Here is a 19651-nt window from a genome sequence, read left to right on the forward strand (position 1 = left end):
GTGCTCACATTCGTGCCGTTGACCGGTTTTCTCGGCGCCGGGAAGACCACCACGATGATCACCACCGCCGCCGAGCTCGAGCGGCGGGGGCGCGCGGTCGCCGTGGTCACCAACGACCAGGGCACCGAACTCGTCGACACCAGGCTGGCGCGCAGCCGGCTGGACCGGGTCGCCGAGATCACCGGTGGCTGCTTCTGCTGCCGGTTCGAGAACCTGGCCGCCACGATCCGCGACCTGGTCGACTCCGGCGAGGTGGACACCGTGATCGCCGAGGCGGTCGGCAGTTGCACCGATCTGCAGGCCACCGTGGTCCGGCCGCTTCGCCGCTTCTACCGCGAGAGCGTCGTGGTGTGTCCACTCACGACGGTGGTGGACCCCTTGCGGTACCAGGCTTTCGCGCGTGCCACCGAGCGGGGTGAGCCGGAGTCGGAGCTGTCCTACCTGTTCGGCCAGCAACTCGCCGAAGCCGACGTGCTCGCGGTGAACAAACTCGACACGATCTCGGCCGAGCAGGCCCGGACGCTGCTGGCCCGGCTGCGCGGAGACTATCCGAACGCGACAGTCGTCGGGTACAGCGCCGCCACCGGCGCCGGGATCGGCGAGTTGCTGGACGCCTGGACCGGGCCATCGGGCAACGAAGCCGTCGAACTGGGGGTGGACTACGACCGCTACGCCGCCGCCGAAGCGCAGCTGGCGTGGATGAACCAGGACCTGGAACTGGCCGCCGCCGCGGGGTGGGACGCCACCGGGTGGGCGCGGGCCGTCCTGGACCCACCTCTCGGCCTGGGCCGAACGAGCGGGAGTGCTCGTCGGGCACGCCAAGCTGACCGTCGAACTCGCTCCGGAAACCTTCGTCAAAGTCAGCCTGACCGCGGCGGGCGAAGCGCCGACGGTCGATCACTCCCCCGCCACCGGCACGGCCACCGCCGCGCGAGCGGTGATCAACGCCCGGGTCGCCTGCGAGCCCGCGGCGCTGGACGCCGCCGTCCGCGACGCGGTCCGGCACGCCGACCGGGCCACCGGGGTGTCGTCCTCCGGCACCGCCCCGGTGTCGTTCAAACCGGGCTACCCCACCCCGGTGCACCGACTCACCGCAGCCGGTTCGTGACCCGGACGAAAGGACGGCCCCGATGAGCGAGACCACCAGCGCGGAGGTCCGGGACTACTACCGCGCCCGGGCCGCCGAAGCCGCGACCGGCGGTACCTGCTGCTCGACGGACACGCGGACCTTCGGCCCCGCCGCCTACCCGGGCCTCGGCCCCGGCAGCGCGCCGGACGCCGCGCTGCTGTCCAGCCTCGGCTGCGGCAACCCGACCGCGGTCGCGGAACTGCGCGAGGGCGAGACCGTGCTCGACCTCGGCTCGGGCGCCGGGCTCGACGTCATCCTCAGCGCCCGCCGGGTCGGCCCGGACGGGCTGGTCTTCGGCCTGGACTTCCTGGAGGAGATGCTCGCGGTGGCGCGCCGCAACATCGAGGACGCCGAGATCGACAACATCGTCCTGCTCAAGGGCACCATCGAACAGATCCCGCTGCCCGCGCACACCGTGGACGTGATCATCTCCAACTGCGTGATCAACCTGTCGCTGGACAAACCCGCGGTGTTCGCCGAAATGGCGCGCGTGCTCGCGCCCGGCGGCCGGCTGGGCATCAGCGACGTGGTCGCCGAGGACCGGCTCAGCCCCGCCGAACGCGCCGAACGCGGCGGGCACAGCCAGTGCATCGCGGGCGCCCTGTCGGTCACCGAGTACCGGCAACTCCTCGACGCGGCCGGGCTGGCCGACGCCGAGGTGACCTTCACCCAGCAAGCCGCCGACGGCATGCACGCCGCGATCATCCGCGCCCGCAAACCGGTGGAGGCGTGATGTCCGCCGCCACCGTGCTGGTGTTCGTTCTGGTCGCCGCGCTGGCCGCGGTCAACGGCAGCAACGACGTGCCCAAGGGCGTCGCCACGCTGGCCGGTGCGGGCGTGACCCGCTACCGGACCGCGATCCTGTGGGGAACGGCCACCACGCTGATCGGCTGCGTCTGCTCGCTGGTGCTGGCGTCGAAGATGACCAAGCTCTTCTCCGGCGGGATCGTCACCGGTAAACCGACCGAGGCCTTCGCGGTCGCCGTGCTGGCGGGGGCGGCGGGCTGGGTCGGCACGGCGACCGTGCTGCGCCTGCCGGTCTCCACCACGCACGCCCTGATCGGCGGGCTCCTGGGCGCGGGATTGCTGCTGGGGCCCGGCGCCATCGCGTGGGGCGGCATCCCGGGCAAGCTGGTCATCCCGTTGCTGATCAGCATCGGCGTCGCCTACGCCGTCTCGCTGCTGCTCGCCCTGCTCTTCGGCCGACCCGGCAAGACCCCGGCCCACGTGACCTCCGTGCCCGCGGAAGGCCGGGTCGCGGTGCGCGAGGCCCCCGCGGCGGTCGCCGAGAAGACCTCGCACCGGGTGCTGACCGTCGCCCACTGGTTCACCAGCGGCGCGACCGGATTCGCCCGGGGGCTCAACGACACTCCCAAGATCGTCGCGATCGGGGCGTTCGCGCTCGTCCCGGCGGGAATGCGGCTCTGGCAGATCATGCTCCTGGTCGCCGGCGCGATGGCCGTCGGATCCGTGGTCGGCGGCATGCGCGTGGCCCGGCGCCTGGGCGAAGGCGTGGTGAAGATGAACCACCGCGAAGGATTTCTCGCCAACCTCACCACCGCCAGCCTGGTCGGGCTCGGCGCGGGCTACGGGCTGCCGATGTCCACCACGCACGTCTCCACCGGCGCGATCGCCGGCTCCGCCGGGCCGAACCTGAGCCGGCTCAGCGCCAGAACACTGCGCGACTTCCTGATCGCCTGGCTGGTGACGCCCCCGTTCGCCGCGGCCGTGGCGGCCCTAGTGTTCGCGTTGGCGCGCTAGCGTTTCCGAGTGAGCGAGCCCATGCTGGACCGAGACACCGCGGAGTCCTACGCCCGCTGGTTCCAGGCGCTGTCCGATCCGACCCGCGTCATGATCGTCCACTTCCTCGCCCACCAGCGCGACCCGGTCCCGGTCGGCACCATCGTCGAGCACCTCGGCGTGGCGCAATCCACCGTGTCGCACCACCTCAAGATCCTCGCGCACGTCCGGTTCGTCACCCGGCGCCGCGCGGGCACCAGCATCCGCTACGCCGTCAACCGCAACTGCGAGGTCGGCCTGCCCGCGGCCGCCGAGATCGTGATGGGCCTGTCCGCACCGCGCGACGAGGAAACCGCCATGGCACAACAGAAATCCGTTCCGGCTCACGCGGATGGCCGCGAACTTCCCGCCCTGCTGCTGATCGGCAGCGGAGACCGCCGCTACCGCGAATACATCCTCGACGCCGTGTCCCGGCACTTCCGGCTCTGGCTGCTCGACTCGGTCGAACCCACCTGGCAACGCCCCTACGTGGCGGGCGCCACGCTCGTCGACACCCGCGACCCGAAAGCCCTCCTCGGCGCCGCCACCACGCTCGACGGCTTTCCCGCGGCCGGGGTGTTCACCTACGACGAGTCGCTCGTGCACCCCGCCGCCGAACTCGCCCACGCCCTGGGCCTGCCCGGCAGCCCGCCCGAGGCCGTGCTCGCCTGCCGGGACAAAGCCGCCACCCGCTCCGCCCTGACCGCCGCAGCCGTCCCGCAACCCCGATCCCGGACCGTCGCGACCGCGGAACAAGCGCGGCACGCCGCCGCCGAGATCGGCTACCCCGTCGTGGTCAAAGCCCGCGGCCTGGCCGGCAGCCTCGGCGTCGTCCGCGCCGACGACCCCGCCGAGATCGACGCGGCGTTCACCGCTGCGGCCGGGGCGAACTGGCCCGGGGTGCCGAGGTACGCGGCCGACGTCCTGATCGAGGAATTCCTCACCGGCCCCGAAATCAGCGTCGACGCCGTCATCGCCGACGGTGTCTGCACTCCGCTGGTGATCGCCCGCAAGGAAACCGGGTTCGCCCCGTTCTTCGAAGAAACCGGGCACACCGTCGACGCCGCCGACCCCCTGCTGCACGACGCCGACCTGCGCGACCAGCTCGACCGCGTGCACAAGGCACTCGGCTTCACCCGCGGCGCCACCCACACCGAGTTCAAACTGACCCCGGCCGGTCCCCGCCTCGTCGAGATCAACGCCCGCCTCGGCGGCGACTTCATCCCCTACCTCGGCGCGCTCGCCACCGGATGCGACCCCGTCGTCGCCGCCGCCCAGGTCGCCGCCGGCCACCCACCGGACACCCGCCCACGGCACCGCCGCACCGCCGCGATCCGGTTCCTCTACCCCGACCACGACTGCCACACCGGCGCCGCCACCGTCCACCAGGACCGGTTCGGCCCCACCATCCACCAGGCCATCGCCACCGCCGCCCCCGGCACCGCACTCGCCCTGCCACCGCGCGGCTACCTCGCCCGTTACGGCCACGTCATCGCGGTCGGCGACGACCCCGCCCAGGTAGCCGCCGATCTGGCCGACCCCACCCGCCTGATCGAACTCGAAGCCACCCCGCTCGCCGAAGGGCAGACCGGCGCCGGGTGATCAGCCCGGCCCCAGATCGGCGGACAGCCAGTGTTCGGGACGCATGTGGATGGCGATGTGCTCGCCGAACCGCGTCCGTTCGTATTCCACGAAACCGGGGGCCTTGTCGGGCGGCAGGTACCGCGCGACCACCTCCAGCGACTGCTCGTCGCCGCACGGCCCGGTCCTGGTCACCGGCCCCTCCACCGACACGTAGCGGACGGTCGGCGCGGTCCGCTGCACCAGCAAGCTGAACCGGCCGGCCGCGCGGATCGCACGGGCCTTCCGCGAATCCGGCGGTGTGCGCACCCACAGCTCTCCGCCCGGGGTGTAGTGGTACCAGATGGGCACCGTCAGCGGCGCCCGATCCGCCCGCTCGACCACCGAGAGCGCGCCGACCAGGGGTTCTGCCAGGAACTGTTCACGTGCTTCCACCGATAACGCCATGTGCCGGAGGCTAACCGGCAGGTCCGACAAAAGTCCCGCCGCGGCTTCAAGCGTGCTGATCTTTGTGGCGGGCGACGACGCGCAGGCCGACCGGGGTGAGGCCGTTCTCGGCGAGCAGGACGTGCTCGAGGGCGAACATCCGCGCGGCGATCACCCGGGCACGCGGCTCTCCCGCGACGAGGTCGCCGAGGCATTCGTAGAGCTGCGGGCAGCGTTCGACCCGTTCGACGGTGAAGTGGCGCGCGAGGGTGGCGAGCAGCACCGTGCCGGCGTGCAGTCCGGTGCACCCGGCGTGGTCGAGGTGCCACCGGGCGAGCGGGTCGTCGGTGGGCGGGACGTGCGACGACGGCGCCGCCATACCGGCGTTTTCCAGGAAGGTGCGGGTTTCGTAGAACCAGGCCGCGGTGGCGCGGTCGGCCCGATCGTGGGCGAACTCTTCGGCGACGACGCAACCGTCGCGGTCGAGCAGGGTGCGGGCGTGGCCGAGCGTGGCGTCCAGGTCGGGCATTCGGTGCAGGCTCCGGCTGAACAGCACCACGTCGTAGCGTTCGCCGTGCTGCTCGAGGAAGCGCTGCCGCAGCCGCGCGGCGTTGTCGTCCCCGAGTGAGCTCACGCGGTAGCCGCGTTCGGCCAGCAGGCCGGTGACCGGCCAGCGGTGGCAGGTCACCTCCAGGATTCGCGCCGGCGGCGCGGGCAGCACGCTGACGAGGAAGTCGAGCCGGTGTTCGACGTCGAGGTCGTCGGAGCCCGTCATGGCCATGGGCAGCTCCGGTTCACTCGCAGGGATCGCTTCAGGCAACAGGGGATCGGCGTTCCACCAGAACGGTGTCGTGCCAGGCACCGTCGCGCTGGGCGATGCGATCGCGGACACCGATGGTGCGGAAACCGGCGGCGTGGTGCAGCGCGATGCCGGCGCGGTTCTCGGTGAAGATCGAGGCCTGCAACGTCCACAGCCCGGCCCGATCCGCCTCGGTCACCTGCTGGCGGACCAGGGCCTTGCCCACCCCCCGGCCGCGGTGCCCGTCCCCGACGTAGACCGCGGTTTCCGCGACACCGCGGTAGCACTCGCGGGCCGACACCGCGGTGGCGGCGGCCCACCCGACGATCTCGCCGTCGATTTCGGCGACCCAGCGGTGCCCGGGCAGCCACTTCGCGTCCAGGGTCGCGCGGCTGGGCACGCTCGTCTCGAAGGTCGCGATGCCGGTGGCGATGCCTTCGCCGTAGATCCGCCGCACCGCCGGCCAGTCCTCGGCGCGCAGGGCGCGGACGGTCAGGTCGGCGGGCGCCTCGCCCGGGCAGCAGGGCCGGGGCGCGAGCAGGCCCATCACGGCGTCGGCGGCGTGCGGCAGGCCGCTGCAGCAGGCCTGGTTGACCGTGACGACCGTGGCGGTGCCTTCCTTGCGCAGGTGGACGAACCCGACCTCGGCGAGCTTGCGGACGTGGTGCGAGCAGGTCGACTGGCTGATCCCGAGCGTTTCGGTGAGCGCCCCGACCGTGCTGCCCCCGGCCGAGGTGGCCACCGCGTGCAGCAGCCGCACCCGGGTGGGCTCGGCCAAACACGCGAACCAGCTGGCGAAGGTTGTCGCGTCCGACTCCGGCAACGTGAGGGCATCGGTGGGCTCAACCGTCGTCATCCCCGCATTATCGACACGTGTCGATGGTTGCGTCAATCGATGGCGGTCGATATCCGCAACGATCCGGCCACGTCGGTTCAGTCCGCCGCTTCCCGGTGGCCGGTGGTCCACGCGGCGATCTGGCCGCGGTTGCGGACGGCGAGTTTGCCGAGGATGTTGTCGACGTGCTTTTCGACCGTGCGCGGGGAGATGGTCAGCCGCGTGGCGATGTCCCGGTTGGTCAGCCCGTCCGCGACGAGCCCGGCGATTTCCCGCTCGCGCCGGGTCAGGCCCCGGCCGCCGGGTGGTGGGCGGCTGTCGTCGAGCGCGTAGGCCACGGCCTGTTCGGCGGTGAGGGCGCGAGCGGCGGTGTAGTGCTGGTCGAACCTGTGCTCGCCCAGCGCGCGCCGGGCGAGCGTGCGGTGCGTGGTGCGAAGCTCGCTCAGGCCGGGGAACGCGTCCGGGCCGGCGCCTTGGGCCGACCACAGCGTGTCGGCGGCGCCGGACAGGGCCGCGGCCCGGTCCTCGTGGCCGTGCCGCTGGGCGGCGAACGCCAGGATGTCGATGCTGATCGCCACCGCGAACAGGCTGTGCGCCTCGCGCGGCAGCCGCAAGCTCGCGATGGCGGCCGCGCGCGCCGCGTCGGTGTTTCCGGCGAGGAGTTCGTTGTGCGCCAGCAGATGCAGCGCCTGCCCGCGCCAGAACACCTCGCCCTGCCGGTGACTGATCGCCACCAGCTCGCGCAGGACGGTCAGCGCGGCGGGAAAGTCGCCGGCCAGGCCGGTGCACAAGCCGTGCAGCCACCTCGCGTACATCCGCAGGTGCGGGTCGCCGAAGGAATCGGTCCGCGTGACCGCACGGGCGGACAGCTCCGCCGCGCCGGAGATGTTGCCGGAGAAGAACTCCGCGAACCCCGCGACGAGTGCTGTGTAGACGGCCGCCGGCTCGTCGGTGGCCCGATGCGCCATGCCGGTCGCCTCGCGCAGCCGCGCCACGGCATCGGCGTTGTCGCCCTGGATCGCGGCGAACAGCCCGCTGCTGCCCAGCGCGTACCGGCGTTCCGGCGCGTCGGCGGGTGCGGCGGCCAGGGCGCGGTCCAGCCACCGGCGCGCCTCGCCGTAGCGGCTGGCGATGCTCCAGTAGTGCTCCAGGGCCAGCGCGTGGCGCAGCACGGTCCCGGCCTGGCCGGGCTCGGTCACGCAGAACTCCAGCGCGGCTCGGATGTTGGCGTACTCGCGGCGCAGCCGCACCATCCACTCGAGCTGCCGGGGACTGATCCACTCGGCGTGGCAGGCGGCCAGCAGCCCGACCACCCAGTCGCGGTGGACTGCGGCGGCCCGGCGGCGCTCGCCGGACTCGGTGAGCCGCTGCCGACCGTACTCGCGCAGGGTGGACAGCATCCGGTACCGCTCCGGCCCGTCCTCGGATCCCCGGCTCAGCACCGATTTGTCCACCAACCCGTCGATCAGCTCGGCGGCCGGTGTCTCCGTGAACCGACCGGCGACGTGCTCGGCCGCGGCCAGGTCGAAAGATTCCGGGAAGACCGAGAGCGCCGCCCACGCCGCTCGTTCGGCCGGTGAGCACAACTGGTAGGTCAACTCGATCGAGTCGTGCAGCGTCCGCTGCCGGGCGGGGCGGCGACGATCGGTGACCAGCACCGGCTGACCGTGCGCGAGCCGCGCGGTCATCTGCCGCACCGACAGCGTCCGGATACGCGCCGCCGCCAGCTCGATCGCCAGGGGCAGCCCGTCGAGCCGTCGCACCAGATCCGCGACGTCCGCGCCGTTGTCCGCGGTGAGCCGGAACGACGGCACCACCGCACCGGCCCGGTCGGCGAACAGCCGCACCGCGTCGTACCGCCCGAGCGCGGCCGGGAGCACCGCACCGGCGGGCGGCACTTCCAGCGGCGGCACCGGATAAACGCGCTCCTCGGGCACACCCAGCGACTGGCGGCCGGTGGCCAGCACGACCAGCCCCGCGGCGACCGGCAGCAACCGGCCGAGCAGCGCCGCGCACGCCGCCACCAGGTGCTCGCAGTTGTCCAGGACCAGCAGCACCTGGCGCGGCCGCAGGTACTCGGTCACCGCATCCTCGGCGGTGTGGCGGGCGAGCTGGTCGCGCAACCCGAGCCGGTCGGCGACCAGGTCGGCGAGCAGGGCCGGATCGTCCAACTCGGCCAGCTCCACCAGGCACACCCCGTCGGCGAAGCGGTCGGAGATCTCCTCGGCCACGCGCAAGGCCAAGCGGGTCTTGCCGACCCCGCCGACCCCGGTCAGGGTGACCAACCGCGCCTGGGCCAGCAGCGTGCGCAACCGACGGGCTTCGCCTCGCCGGCCGACATAACTACTCCGCCCGCCGACCCGAGCGCCGAGCACCCCGTCCACCACGTCGCCACCCCGGTGCCACCGATGACCGCCAAATGGCCTAGATCAACTTGCGACCGACAGCCTAATCCAGTGGTCACCGCACCGCCGCCCCGTCAGGAGCGGGGGCTTACTTGCGGTTGTACAGGCGCATGGTCAGCGTGCCGAAGACCACGACCAGCACCGCGCCCGCCACGAGCACCCAGGTGATCTCGCCGCCGTTCCACTGCCCGGCCATCAGGCCCCGTACCGCGGAGACGACGTGGGTGACCGGGTTGACGTCCACGAAGACCTGCAACCAGCCCGGCATGGTTTCCGGGTTCACATAGACGTTGCTGAGGAAGGTCAGCGGGAACAGCACCATCATGCTGACCCCCATCACCGACTTCTCCGAGCGCATCAGCAGCCCGAACATGGTCCAGATCCACGAGAAGGCGAAGGAGAACACCAGCAGCAGCACGATACCGGCGGCGGTGCCCCCGATCCCGCCCTCCGGCCGGAAGCCGAGAACCAGGCCGACGGCCATGATCACCAGGGCGGCGATGAGGTAGCGCAGGAGGTCGCCCAGCAGGTAACCGACCATCGCCGACGGCCGCCAGATCGGCAGGCTGCGGAACCGGTCGAACACGCCTTTGGTGATGTCCGTGTTGACCGCGACCCCGGTGTACATGGTGATCATCAGGACGCTGGTCGACATGATCCCCGGCAGCAGGTACTGCAGGTACTCACCGGGCGAACTGGCGAGCGCACCGCCGAAGAGGAAGGTGAACATCAGCGTCATCATGATCGGGAACGCGGTGACGTCGAACAGCTGTTCCGGCACATGCTTGATCTTGAGCACCGCGCGCCAGCCGAAGGTGACCGATGTGGACAGTGCGCTGGGCCGCGGTGGCCGCTCCCGGGCGACCAGCACGGCCGCGAGGTCTTCCGGTCTGAGGGCGGCCAGTGGTGCGTCGGGGGTCTTGACTTCGGTGGTGGTCATGCCGCGGTCTCCTCGGTGCTGGCGGGGTGGTCGGTGAGGGCCAAGAACACCTCGTCGAGGCTGGGTTGGCCGAGGGCGAACGAGTCGACGGTGATGCCGGCGCGGGCGAGTTCGGCGAGCGCGCGCGAGGACTGCTCGGCGGCGTCCTGCTCGCTGCCGCTGGAGAGGCGGGCGGTCAACGCGACCGGATCGGAATCGAGCTGGACCACCGCGTCCAGGGTCGCGGCCAGCACCCGCTCGGCCGACGGCCGCTGCTCCGCTTCGCGCAACCGGACGTGCACCGAGCCGACACCGACCGAGGCCTTCAACTCGCCCTTGGTGCCCTCGGCGATGACCTTCCCGTGGTCGATCACCGCGATCCGGGAAGCCAGCTGATCGGCCTCGTCCAGGTACTGCGTGGTCAGCAGCACCGTGGTGCCCAGGCCGACCACGGCCCGCACGATGTCCCACACCTGGTTGCGGCTGCGTGGATCCAGACCGGTGGTGGGTTCGTCGAGGAAGAGCAGATCCGGCGTGTTCAGGATGCTCGCGGCGATGTCCAGCCTGCGCCGCATGCCCCCGGAGTAGTTCTTCACCTGCCGCCCGGCTGCCTCGGTCAGCCCGAACGCGTCGAGCATCTGGGCGGCCCGCTCACCCGCCGCGCGCTTGCTGTGCCCGAGCAGCCTGCCGAGCAGCCGCAGGTTCTCGCTGCCGGTCAGGTCCTCGTCGACCGAGGCGTACTGGCCGGTCAGGCTGACCCGGCCGCGCACGGCGTCGGCCTCGCGTATTACGTCGCGGCCGAACACCCTGGCCTCGCCGCCGTCCGGCCGCAGCAACGTGGCGAGCATCCTGACCGCGGTGGTCTTGCCCGCCCCGTTCGGGCCGAGCACCCCGTACACCGTGCCGGCGGGCACGGTGAGGTCGAGGCCGTCGACCGCGCGATTGTCGCCGAACACCTTGACCAGCCCGGACGTCTCGATCGCCGGGCCGGTCGGTTGCTTGCTCATGTCGTAGTCCTTCGCTGTCAGACCAGGGAGTTCACGTCCGCCCGGGCGTGCGGTGCGGCGTCGCGCAGCACAAGCCCCCAACCAGGCGAGCTGAACGAGAATCGTCTTGACTTCCTGCTCGCGACATTCTGTATCAAGGGTCCGACAATTTTCGTCGGAATATCGATCCGCGCAGGTCAAAGCCGCGGACTGGCACAACGAGTCACGGTGCGAGGGCGTCGAGTTGCCGCTGGAGGCGGTCGGCTTCGTCGTGGCGTTGTTGGGCCCGGTACAGCTCCAGCGCCTCCCGCCAGGCCGCGCGGGCCTGGTCGTGCCGGCCGAGGGCGACGTGCGAGTCGCCCAGCCCGTCCAGGGTGTTGGCGACTTCGTAGGTGTAGCCGAGGTCGCGGAGCAGGGTGAGGGCGAGTTCGTAGTGCCGGACGGCTTGGTGGTGCCGGCCGGTGTGGTGGGCGATGTAGCCGAGGCTGTCCAGGGCGTAGGACTCACCGTCGGGGTTGTCGTGGCGGCGGTGCAGGGTGAGCGCGGCCTCGCAGTGCTCGCGGGCCTGCTCGTACTCCCCGATGCGGGCGGCGTGCCAGCCCATCTCGTTGAGCGCTTCGGCTTCCCACACCGGGTTGCCGAGGGTGCGGTAGAGGCGCAAGGCGTGGGTGGCGTGCCCCAGGGCCCGCCCGTTGTCCCCCCGCTGCCCCCAGGCCCGGGCAAGCATCCGGTGGGTGTGCGCCTGGTTGGTGTGGTCGTGGTGGTCCTCGGCCGAGGCGAGGGACTGGTTAAGGTGCCCGATCGACTCGTCGTGCTGCCCCAGTTCGGCGTAGGCGTAGCCGAGGACCCGGTGGGCGCGGATGCGGGCGGCGGGGTCGGCGAGCTGTTCGGCGGCGGCCAGGCCGGCCCGCCAGACGGCGAGCCGGTCCTCGCCGCGTCCCCGCCGGTCGTGGTAGGTGCCCAGGGTCCAGGCCAGCTGCCACACCGTCCGGTGCCACCGGTGGGCGGTGGCGGTGTGCTGGGCCGCCAGCAAGCACGGGTGCTCGGCGTCGAACCAGGCCAGGGCCGCGGCGTAGTCGGGCAGCGGGCCGGGGCGGCAACCCGACTCGGGCGGGTCGAGCCGGATGGGCGGGCGGTGGGGGTCCAGGAGCCGGTCGGCGGCGTGGGCGGTGTGCAGGTAGCAGTCGACCACCCGCCGCAGCGCCTGCTCCAGTTCTTCCGCCGGCAGCTGGTGGGCGGTGTCCGCGGCGTAGCGGCGGATCAGGTCGTGCATCGCGTACCGGCCGTGCCCGTCCCGGTTCAGCAGCGACGCCTTCTCCAGTTCCCGCAACAGTTTTCGGGCCCGCGGCACCGGGTGGCCGATGAGGCTGGCGGCCGCGGGCAAGGTGATGTCCGCGCCGGGTGCGACGGCCAGCAGCGCGAACATCCTTTGCTGGTCTGCGGTCAGTGCCCGGTGCGACCAGGACAGCGCCGCGGGCAGGCTCGCGGCCGGGTCCTCGTCCGCCAGGGCGTCGAGCCCGGCTTCCCTCAGCTCGGCGGCGATCTCGGCGAGCGGGACGTGCGGGTGGGTGTTGGCGCGGCCCGCGATGATGCCCAACGCGAGCGGCAATCCGCCGCACAACCCGACCAGTTCCGCGACCGCCGCCGGCTCGGCCGCCACCCGGTCCGCCCCCACCCGGTGGGCCAGCAGCGCGTGGGCCTCGTCGGCGCCGAGCATGTCGAGGGGCAGGTGGTGCGCGCTGTGGCGGGCGATCAGCCCGGTCAGCGTCCTGCGGCTGGTGATCACCACCGTGCAGGAGTCCCCGCCCGGCAGCAACGGGACGACCTGTTCGGCGTCGGCGGCGTTGTCCAGCACGATCAACATCCGCTTCCCGGCGACCAGGCTGCGGTACAGCGCGGTCTGGGCCTGCAGATCGCCTGGGATCCGGCCGGAGTCCACACCCAGGCCGTCGAGGAACCCGCGCACCGCCGCGCCCGGGGGCGTCGGTGCACTGTCCGGGCTGAAACCGCGCAGATCGGCGAACAGTTGCCCGTCGGGGAACTCGGCCAGGTGCTGATGCGCCCAGTGCAGGGCCAGCCAGGTCTTGCCGACTCCCCCGCCCCCGCCGATCGCCGAGACCACCACCGTCCCGCGGGCGGCCGCCGCGCCGTCCACCGCGGCGGAGAGCGCCTCCAGTTCGCGGCGCCGCCCGACGAATGCCCCCGGCGGCGCGGGTAGTTGCCGCGGCACCGGCCCGCCGAGACCACCGGTGTCGACGGGCCCGATGCGCATCGCGGCGGCCAGCAACTCGTCGCGCTCGGCCGGCCGCAAGTCCAACGCGTCGGCCAGCAACCGCACCGTCACCGACCTGGGGTCGGTCCGCTCGCCGGTCTCGAACCCGCGGATCGTGCGCACGCCGACACCGGACCGCTCCGCCAACCGCTCCTGGGTCATCCCCGCCTGTCGCCGCAGCTGCCGCAGCAACGTGCTGAACCGACCCGTCACGAGGCGCCCTTCGACCCTGTCGATCTTGAACACGCCGAACCCTACCGGGATCGCCGCCCTCGATGCGGCGACCTGTCCCAGTCGACCGCGTAAGCGCCTGCACTCTTCCGGCAAGTGAGCCGATCTCGTCCACAGTGGACTACCGGCCCGCCCCGGCACGCTGCCTATGAGCCGGTTGGTTCCAGCATGGGCACCAGGAATCGCCGGGCCACCGCGGCCAGTTGCTCGTCGTCGTCGAGATCGATGAGGTGGCTGGGAATGGCCAGGAAGGAGGCGGAGATCCGGACCATCATTTCGGCCACGAGGTCGGTGTCCAAGTCCTTCGACACGTTGCCCGCGCGCTGCTCGTGGCGGAGTTGGCCCGCGACGAACTGCCGTACGGTGGCGAGGGTTTGCCCCCCGTCCCGGATCATGGAGGGCACCAGCAGGTCCGGTTCCGCGGCGATCAGACCGCCGATCAGCGGGTTGCTCCGGATGGCGCGCAGCGAGCTGACAAAGCCCAGCACCACGCGATCGGTGACCGTCTCGGCTTGCTCGATGTCGACGAGGAACTGGTCGAAATACCGGCGGAACTCCCGGCGCACCACGTGCTCGACCAGCACGTCCTTCGTGGCGAACCGCCGGTAGACGGTAATCCGGGAAACCCCGGCCCGCCGGGCCACGTCCTCCATGGTGGACCGCTGGATACCCATCCGGCAGAACTGTTCATACGCCGCGTCCAGTACCCGCGCACGGGGTTCGTCCAGGTCGTCAACCCGTTCGACCGCGTCGATGTACGCGCGTTCGAGCAAGGACTCCTGCCCCGAGGTCGTCATGAAGACGGACAGCGCAGGCTCCACGGTCTCCTCCTGAAACGACTGGCTCCGCCGCCGCGATCGTCGACTTCGTCGTCACGATAGCCCTTGTGATGACCAACACAGTGTGCTCTTATCTGTGATACACAGGTTCACATCCTGTTTCAGCGTATCAGGAGCGGTGCTCTCGGCCTCGAGGAGGAACGAAGGCATGGATGGACTCAGCAGGCGCAAGGTGTTGAAGGCGAGCGGAGCGTTGGGCGCACTGGGTGCGCTGGGCGCCGCGACGCCCGCGTGGGCGCAGCCGCGCCCGCCGTGGACGTGGTCACCCCGGGGCTCGGTGGCGGGCGCCGGGGCGGGCGCCGACCCGCGGTGGGTGTGGGACCCGGAGGCCGATCCGCTGGTCGCCTCGCTGCTCGACCGGGGTGCCGTGCCCAGGGTCAACGAGCTTCTGCGGACCTGGACCAAGAATGGCCAGCCGTTGCCGGACGGACTTCCGGCGGATCTGCGGGACTTCCTGGAACGGGCCCGTCGGCTGCCGCCGTGGGCCGATCACGGCAAGCTGGCCACCGCGGTCGAGTTCAACGAGAAGCGCGGGCTCTACCTCGGGGTGTTGTACGGGCTGGCCAGCGGGATGATGAGCACGGTCATCCCCAAGGAGGCGCGCGCGGTCTACTACTCCAAGGGCGGCGCGGACATGAAGGACCGCATTTCCAAAACCGCCAAACTCGGATACGACGTCGGGTCCCGAAATGCCTACCAGCCCGATGGCGAAATGATCGTGACCTGCGTCAAGACCCGGCTGGTCCATGCGGCGGTGCGCCACCTGCTGCCGCGGTCGCCGCACTGGCCGGACGTCGCCGACGAGGAGATTCCGATCAGCCAGGCGGATATGATGGTCACCTGGCACAGTCTGCCCACGACCGTCATGCAGAAGCTGACCGCGTGGAAGGTGCCGGTTCCCGCCACCGAGTCCGCGGCCTTCCTGCACTCGTGGCAGCTCGCCGCCCATATGCTCGGCATCGAGGACGAGTACATCCCCGCCTCGTGGGACGAGGCCAACGCCCAGGCCAAACAGGTCCTGGACCCGGTGCTGGCGCCGACGACCGAGGGCGTCGAACTGGCCGACATCCTGCTCAACCTCGGCGCCGAAATCGACGGCGGCGTCCTCAGCAAACCCGTGCTCGGCGCGTTCACCCGCTTCCTGCTCGGCGACCGGATCGCCGCATGGCTGGAAATCCCCCGGGAACCGATCTGGGATCCGCTGCTCAACACGGCCTGGGGGCCGTTCATCGCGGTCCGCGAAGGCCTGCTCCCCTTCCCCGGGGCGCCGCAGGCCTACTGGCTCTTCGACGAGTTCCTGCGCAAGGCGGCCCTGCTCTTCCTGTCCGAAGCACGTCCGATCAGCATCGAGATTCCGGAAATCAACCGCCCGTCCTGAGCGAAAACCGCGGGGGCACATCGGTAAGGGTCACCGGCGCGTCGAACACGACCATCGCGACCTACACCCCGATCCGGCATCGGCCGCCGCGCCGGACGTGCCACGCAGGTCGGTCTGCGGGTACACACCCTGGCCGCGTTCGTGGCACTGCCGGGGGTCCTGGCCACCCGGGCCGCCCTTTGGGGCAGTCCGCGCTGCCCTCCGCGCCGTCCGCGCGGCGTGGTGCTGGAGTTGATCAGCGGGGGACGCTGTGCGTAGCCGAACTTTCAGGTATCACAGGGGGAACCGATGGGTGTCCGCTTTGGACGCCGGTGGCTTGCCGCCATGGTGGCGGCGGTGACCGGGATAACGCTTCTCAACGCGCCACCGGCTGCCGCGGCGTCGGTTGTGGACGTCGCGAAGTTGGCCGACGTGCTGCTCGCCGGCTACGTCCGCACCGTCGACGACACGAAGGCCTACACCAAGCACCTGGTGGCCAGCGCGGAACTGCTCGACTGGCACGCCACCCATCCGCAGGCCGACCAGACGACCCTGACCAACCACTTCAGGCAGGTGCAGGAAGCCATCCACAACGCCCTGCCGGAACGGACCTCCCTCACCGAGGACCACGAGATCGCGGGCGCCGCGCTGTCCGTGTTGCACACCGTGCCGGACGCGGCCGTGCGCGGGCCCGAGGTGGGCAAGCTGCTGGCCGCCCTGATCGCGCGGGATGTCGTGCCGCCGACCGGGTCGGTCAAGGACCGCCTGGAGAGCGCGTTGCAGATCTCCTCCTGGCGCGCCGGGCTGGAGACCGCGCAGGCGTCGGTGTGGGCCGGGGTCGGCAAGACCGCGCGGAGCGATGCCAAGTTCACCGCCGCGTGGGATGACGGCGCGGGCAAGAGCATCGGCATCAGCGCGAAGTCCTCCGCCGAGGAGCTGAGCAGCACCGCGGTGCTCAATCACCACCTGAATATCGAGCCCTTCCTGGCGGTCCAGACCAAGCCGGACCAGCTCCGGATCGTCACCGACGGCGCGATGGCCGAGACCATCAGGAAGACGGTGGACCAGCGCAACCTCTGGTTCAACGAGCTCAAGAACGCCAGGCCGGAACCGAGTAAGCCCAAGGAGGACCTGGAGGCCGAGCAGAAGGAGCGGCAGAAGTGGATCGACGGCGCGAAGAGCGCCCTCGACGGCTACGCCTTCTTCCTCGGCGCGGTGGGCGATCCCGGCGCCGAACGTGACCTCAAGGCCTTCGCCAGCGGCGCGCTCCAGGTGGCCACCGCGGTCAACGAGTGCATCACCGCGTTCAAGGCCATCGACGCGGTGTTCTCCATGGCCTCGGTCGCCTTCACCGGCAACGTGCTCAGCGCGGTCAGCACCCTGGTGGGGCTGTTCGGCGCGGCCGGACCGAGCATCGAGGAGCAGATCCTCAAGGAGATCGAGGCGCTGCACAAGAAGCTCGACGAGCTCAAGGAGAACATGAACGAGCGTTTCGACGCCATCGACCGGCGGCTGAGCGCGATGTACACCGACATCGTCGGCCAGCTCAAGCGGCTCACCGGCGACGTGGCCACGGTCAAGAACAACCTGATGGACGTGGCCCAGCAGCTCACCCGGATCGAGAACCGGGTGGACAACATCGGCATCAACGTCACCGCCGCACTGGCCGGCCTGTACGCCAAGGACGCCTGGAAGCAGGCCGACTCCAAGATCGACTACCTGCGGTACCACCCCGGTGACGAGTTCACCTACGACATGTACAAGCAGGCCGAGGAGGAGTTCCACCCGGCAGGCGTCGACCTGCCGAAGTCCGAGGGCGCCTTCGTCCCGTCCGAGCGAACGTCCACAGAGGATGGTTCGGTGCTGCAGAACCTGCGCGACTTCGGCACTTTCGGCGTCATCCGCTACCTCTCGCGGTATATGGAGAGCAAGGGCTGGCAGCAGGATGTGCCCGTGGTCGGCCCGACCGGCAACCCGGAGATGTGGAAGATCGGCGCGACCGCGTACACGTTGCTGTCCGCGCAGAACCCCAACTGGGCCAACAAACCCGGCGAGAACCCACCCGGCCAGCCGGGCAACCGCTGGGCTCGGCCGGGCCACGTCATCGGCCAGGGCCGGGCGATCCTCGACGCCGCGAAGACCTTCAGCACCCCGAAGGCGGACGGCGGGATCAACTCGCTGTTCGCCAACCTGTTGAACGAGTACGGCAGCACGCTCAACGGCCTGATCAACGAGGCGCAGCAACGGGAGCACGACGTCACCAAGGGCGCCTACAACCTGTGGGGCGGACCCACCCAACCCGCGCTGATCGAGCGCAGCGGCCTGGACGGCGGCCCGAAGGTGATGAAGTGCGACTCGGGCAACCTCGAGGAATACATCGAGGTCCCGGACAAGATGAAGGGCCGCCTGCTCGGCCCGGCGCAGATGCTCGCCAGGAACGTGCACGTGGACCCGCCCAAGTACGGCGTCTGCTGGTATTCGCGGTTCATCAACGAGCGCGTCACCGAGCGCACCGGCCTCTGCGAGGCCGATCCGAGGCCGGTCGCCTGCACGGAGAAGTGGACCTACGGCGATCTGGAGGTCGACTTCCGGCAGGACCTGAAGTGGTCCGACGCGCCCCCGGTGACCAGCCGGTGGGGCATCGCCACGGTGAAGAAGGACATGCAGCTCCAGTACTGCAAGGACATCCACAGCGGACCCAGCTACTGCACCAACCGGCTCAACCAGTTCGAGGAGGTGGTCAAGGGCTGGAAGACCGGTCTGCATCAAGCCTTCGCCACCAACGCGACGATCGGTGAGCGACCGGAGACCGAGCAGGACGCGGTCAACCGGATGACCACGTTCCTGCAGCAGAACAGGTCCAACTACTACCTCGAGAACGCGAAGTACCTCAAGACCGCCAACCGGGGTGCGGCGCTCAACATGCAGGGCTTGCTGCTGCGCACCTACACCGAGCTCGGCCTGCCCCAGTCGCTGCGGTCGGACAAGGCGCTGCGCGGTCTGCTGTACGGCGCGTACGGGCTGTTCACCAACTCCGCGGACGAGATCGTGCCGGACCAGCTGTCCCGGATCTACCAGACGGCCGCGTCGAACCTGGCCAACGGGCTCCCCGCGTGGAAGCAGGACCTGCTGGCCAAACGGGACAACCCGTGCGCCAAGCCCGGGGACATCCGGACCGACGATCCGCTGCTGGCCTGCCTCGCCGAGGACGGCCGGGGCAGGCTGGCGACGCTGACCGAGCGGTACACCGCGGCGTTCAAGGCACGCAAGGAAGGCTCGGACGAGACACTGCCGGACGTGCGTGATCAGGTGCGGAACCTGTGGCTGGTCACCAAGACCATCCACCCCACGGCCGACGTCGGCGGCCCGGTGGACCCGGTGCCCGCGAAGATCGCGGTCAACGCCGATTACGACGGGGACCGCAAGGAGGACACCGCGTTCTGGCGGCCCGAGGACGGCACATGGACCGTGCGGCCATCCACCGGCGGACCGGAACGCACGACGAGCCTCGGGCGGCCCGGTGACCTGCCGGCGCCCGCGGACTACGACGGCGACGGCAAGGCCGATCCCGCCGTGGTGCGCCCCGCGGAGAACCGGTTCTTCCGCAAGGCGCTGGCCGGTGGCCCGGTCACCACGACGGAGTGGCCCAAACCCGGCTACGAGCCGAGTGCGGCCGAACGCGCGGGCATGGTCACCCTGGCCGGGCGGCTCGGCCAGCTCGCCGTGCAGTTCTCCCGTGAGGGCAAGGCCGCCGACGCGGTGAACTCGCAGCACCAGGTGGTGAACCTGTGGCGCTCGCTGGCGAAGTCCGGCGGCGCCCGGCCCGCACCGACATGGCACGTGCACTGGTGGTCCTCGGCTCGTTCCTCACCAATGCGGGCAAGCACGACGAGGCGATCGGCGTGACCAAGGAGGCCGTCGACCACTTCCGCGCACTCGGGCAGAAGGCTGACCTCGCCTGGGCGTTGAACAACCTGGCCTACCGGAACTCCGCGGCGGGCAAAGCAATGGACGCCGTCCTCGCACAACGCGAGAGCCGGGACCTCTACCAGGAGATAGCCACCACAGACCCAACACACAAACCAACCCTGGC

General features: G+C 70.9%; 15 protein-coding genes. 7 read left to right on the forward strand and 8 right to left on the reverse strand.

Annotated features, from left to right (window positions below):
• From FXO23_RS37960 to FXO23_RS37975, 4 genes are read left to right on the forward strand one after another with little or no spacing between them, the layout of a single operon-like run.
• Complete coding sequence (locus FXO23_RS37960) at positions 1 to 1134, forward strand: GTP-binding protein (RefSeq protein ID WP_218952274.1); 1134 nt, start codon at positions 1 to 3, stop codon at positions 1132 to 1134.
• A complete protein-coding gene (locus FXO23_RS37965; RefSeq protein WP_158891436.1) occupies positions 1131 to 1862 on the forward strand; it encodes a methyltransferase domain-containing protein in 732 nt (243 codons plus the stop codon). Before FXO23_RS37960 ends, FXO23_RS37965 begins: the two co-directional genes overlap by 4 nt.
• Complete coding sequence (locus tag FXO23_RS37970) at positions 1862 to 2890, forward strand: inorganic phosphate transporter (protein WP_158891438.1); 1029 nt, start codon at positions 1862 to 1864, stop codon at positions 2888 to 2890. Before FXO23_RS37965 ends, FXO23_RS37970 begins: the two co-directional genes overlap by 1 nt.
• A gap of 9 nt (positions 2891 to 2899) precedes the next feature.
• Positions 2900 to 4510 (forward strand): metalloregulator ArsR/SmtB family transcription factor, encoded by a 1611-nt coding sequence (locus tag FXO23_RS37975; RefSeq protein ID WP_158891440.1) that lies wholly within the window; start codon positions 2900 to 2902, stop codon positions 4508 to 4510.
• Here FXO23_RS37975 and FXO23_RS37980 read toward each other — a convergent pair whose 3' ends face one another.
• From FXO23_RS37980 to FXO23_RS38015, 8 genes are all read right to left on the reverse strand, one after another.
• Positions 4511 to 4936, reverse strand: a complete 426-nt coding sequence (locus FXO23_RS37980; protein ID WP_158891442.1) for a pyridoxamine 5'-phosphate oxidase family protein — start codon at positions 4934 to 4936, stop codon at positions 4511 to 4513.
• Positions 4937 to 4982: 46 nt separating this feature from the next.
• Complete coding sequence (locus FXO23_RS37985; protein ID WP_158891444.1) at positions 4983 to 5696, reverse strand: methyltransferase domain-containing protein; 714 nt, start codon at positions 5694 to 5696, stop codon at positions 4983 to 4985.
• A 31-nt stretch (positions 5697 to 5727) separates the two neighbouring features.
• Positions 5728 to 6570 (reverse strand): helix-turn-helix domain-containing GNAT family N-acetyltransferase, encoded by an 843-nt coding sequence (locus FXO23_RS37990; protein ID WP_158891446.1) that lies wholly within the window; start codon positions 6568 to 6570, stop codon positions 5728 to 5730.
• A gap of 77 nt (positions 6571 to 6647) precedes the next feature.
• Positions 6648 to 8936: a LuxR C-terminal-related transcriptional regulator gene (locus FXO23_RS37995; protein WP_158891448.1), complete on the reverse strand. Its 2289-nt coding sequence runs from the start codon at positions 8934 to 8936 to the stop codon at positions 6648 to 6650.
• A 106-nt stretch (positions 8937 to 9042) separates the two neighbouring features.
• Positions 9043 to 9894, reverse strand: coding sequence for an ABC transporter permease (locus tag FXO23_RS38000; RefSeq protein WP_158891450.1), 852 nt, complete (start codon positions 9892 to 9894; stop codon positions 9043 to 9045).
• Complete coding sequence (locus FXO23_RS38005) at positions 9891 to 10880, reverse strand: ATP-binding cassette domain-containing protein (protein ID WP_158891452.1); 990 nt, start codon at positions 10878 to 10880, stop codon at positions 9891 to 9893. Before FXO23_RS38005 ends, FXO23_RS38000 begins: the two co-directional genes overlap by 4 nt.
• 202 nt (positions 10881 to 11082) lie before the next feature.
• The gene (locus FXO23_RS38010; protein WP_158891454.1) at positions 11083 to 13344 is read right to left on the reverse strand and encodes an ATP-binding protein; all 2262 of its coding nucleotides are present in this window, start codon (positions 13342 to 13344) and stop codon (positions 11083 to 11085) included.
• A 164-nt stretch (positions 13345 to 13508) separates the two neighbouring features.
• Complete coding sequence (locus FXO23_RS38015) at positions 13509 to 14183, reverse strand: TetR/AcrR family transcriptional regulator (protein WP_246258267.1); 675 nt, start codon at positions 14181 to 14183, stop codon at positions 13509 to 13511.
• A 166-nt stretch (positions 14184 to 14349) separates the two neighbouring features.
• Here FXO23_RS38015 and FXO23_RS38020 point away from each other — a divergent pair, with 166 nt between their 5' ends.
• From FXO23_RS38020 to FXO23_RS38030, 3 genes are all read left to right on the forward strand, one after another.
• On the forward strand, positions 14350 to 15579 hold the full coding sequence (locus FXO23_RS38020; RefSeq protein WP_158891456.1) for an oxygenase MpaB family protein: 1230 nt from the start codon (positions 14350 to 14352) through the stop codon (positions 15577 to 15579).
• Positions 15580 to 15915: 336 nt separating this feature from the next.
• Positions 15916 to 19464, forward strand: coding sequence for an FG-GAP repeat domain-containing protein (locus FXO23_RS38025; RefSeq protein ID WP_158891458.1), 3549 nt, complete (start codon positions 15916 to 15918; stop codon positions 19462 to 19464).
• On the forward strand, positions 19392 to 19651 hold a 260-nt coding region (locus FXO23_RS38030; RefSeq protein ID WP_158891460.1), incomplete at its 3' end, for a tetratricopeptide repeat protein. The genes FXO23_RS38025 and FXO23_RS38030, both read left to right, overlap by 73 nt.

The organism is Amycolatopsis anabasis, assembly GCF_009765355.1.
Lineage (GTDB): Bacteria > Actinomycetota > Actinomycetes > Mycobacteriales > Pseudonocardiaceae > Amycolatopsis > Amycolatopsis anabasis.

Bases quoted from the DNA above. Each gene is read 5' to 3' on its own strand.
- FXO23_RS37985 (WP_158891444.1), bottom strand. From the start codon at position 5,696: ATGGCCATGACGGGCTCCGACGACCTCGACGTCGAACACCGGCTCGAC.
- FXO23_RS37990 (WP_158891446.1), bottom strand. From the start codon at position 6,570: ATGACGACGGTTGAGCCCACCGATGCCCTCACGTTGCCGGAGTCGGAC.
- FXO23_RS38005 (WP_158891452.1), bottom strand. From the start codon at position 10,880: ATGAGCAAGCAACCGACCGGCCCGGCGATCGAGACGTCCGGGCTGGTC.
- FXO23_RS37980 (WP_158891442.1), bottom strand. From the start codon at position 4,936: ATGGCGTTATCGGTGGAAGCACGTGAACAGTTCCTGGCAGAACCCCTG.
- FXO23_RS37965 (WP_158891436.1), top strand. From the start codon at position 1,131: ATGAGCGAGACCACCAGCGCGGAGGTCCGGGACTACTACCGCGCCCGG.
- FXO23_RS38020 (WP_158891456.1), top strand. From the start codon at position 14,350: ATGGATGGACTCAGCAGGCGCAAGGTGTTGAAGGCGAGCGGAGCGTTG.
- FXO23_RS38000 (WP_158891450.1), bottom strand. From the start codon at position 9,894: ATGACCACCACCGAAGTCAAGACCCCCGACGCACCACTGGCCGCCCTC.
- FXO23_RS37970 (WP_158891438.1), top strand. From the start codon at position 1,862: ATGTCCGCCGCCACCGTGCTGGTGTTCGTTCTGGTCGCCGCGCTGGCC.